We start from the raw sequence: 924 nt of genomic DNA on the forward strand, positions 1-924 counted from the left end.
TTTTTGCAGGCGAACTGGAAGGAATCCAAAAACAGACCATATTGTTTTAACATCAGCAGTAATAAATCTTTTGAAAAAGCATCTTCTTCTTTGGTAAGGGCAAGCGGTAACTGTTCCAGAATATCTCCCATCGCATCACGAATCTGTAATTCTCTCTTATCCGTAATGTCGGTTTCATATTCATCTGTTTCCCCTTTGAGCCATTCCACGGATACATGGAGTGCTTCCGAAAGACCTTCCAGCACCATTTTTTTCGTATTGTCAATCGAACCATTCTCATAACGCAGGATTGTAGAAGCGGTAACACCCATCTTTTCTGCGACATAAGGCTGTGTCAGATTCAATTCCAGACGGCGCTGTTTTATTCTGCTGCCTATCAGCTTGCGTAGTTCTTTATCTTTCATGCTGACTGCCTCCTTTTTCGGTATGTATGAATTATAGCATTGTTTTTCTGAAATTGCAATATGCAATATAAAAATTATTTTTAATATTTCGTAACGCTTGACAAAAAGATTTGGAAAGGATATACTTACATCACAAGAATTGCATAATGCAATTTATAAGGAGGTGATTATATGACGCAAAGAAAAATTGCATTATCCATCGAAGAAGCTGCTGATTATACGGGAATCGGCAGAAATACCTTAAGACAGCTTGTAGAATGGAAGAAACTTCCAGTATTAAAGGTTGGTCGCAAAGTCCTGATTAAAACCGATATTCTGGAAATGTTTATGGAAGCGAATGAAGGTCGTGATTTGAGGGATAGAGGAAATGTAAAAGCCGTAACAAGAACTGCGGCAAATTAAAAAGGCGGCTTCCGAAGAAACCGCCAAAGGTTCTATCAGACCGAAGCCATGATATACCTACACGCAAGAAGATTATACCATGTGCTTCTTCTGATACGCAACCGAGAACTTATGTTTG

General features: G+C 38.9%; 2 protein-coding genes. One reads left to right on the forward strand and one right to left on the reverse strand.

The window, feature by feature from the left end:
- Positions 1-404, reverse strand: a 404-nt coding sequence (locus PGU50_RS17930; protein ID WP_270247658.1) for a helix-turn-helix domain-containing protein, incomplete at its 3' end; no start/stop codon positions are given.
- A gap of 171 nt (positions 405-575) precedes the next feature.
- Between PGU50_RS17930 and PGU50_RS17935 the strand changes: the two genes are divergently transcribed.
- Positions 576-806 carry a helix-turn-helix domain-containing protein gene (locus PGU50_RS17935; protein ID WP_004843519.1) on the forward strand — a complete coding sequence of 77 codons (231 nt, stop codon included), beginning with the start codon at positions 576-578 and terminating at the stop codon, positions 804-806.
- The last annotated feature ends 118 nt before the right edge of the window (positions 807-924 follow it).

Source organism: Coprococcus sp. AM11-30B, from assembly GCF_027674365.1.
Lineage (GTDB): Bacteria > Bacillota > Clostridia > Lachnospirales > Lachnospiraceae > Allocoprococcus > Allocoprococcus comes.

Bases quoted from the DNA above. Each gene is read 5' to 3' on its own strand.
- PGU50_RS17935 (WP_004843519.1), top strand. From the start codon at position 576: ATGACGCAAAGAAAAATTGCATTATCCATCGAAGAAGCTGCTGATTAT.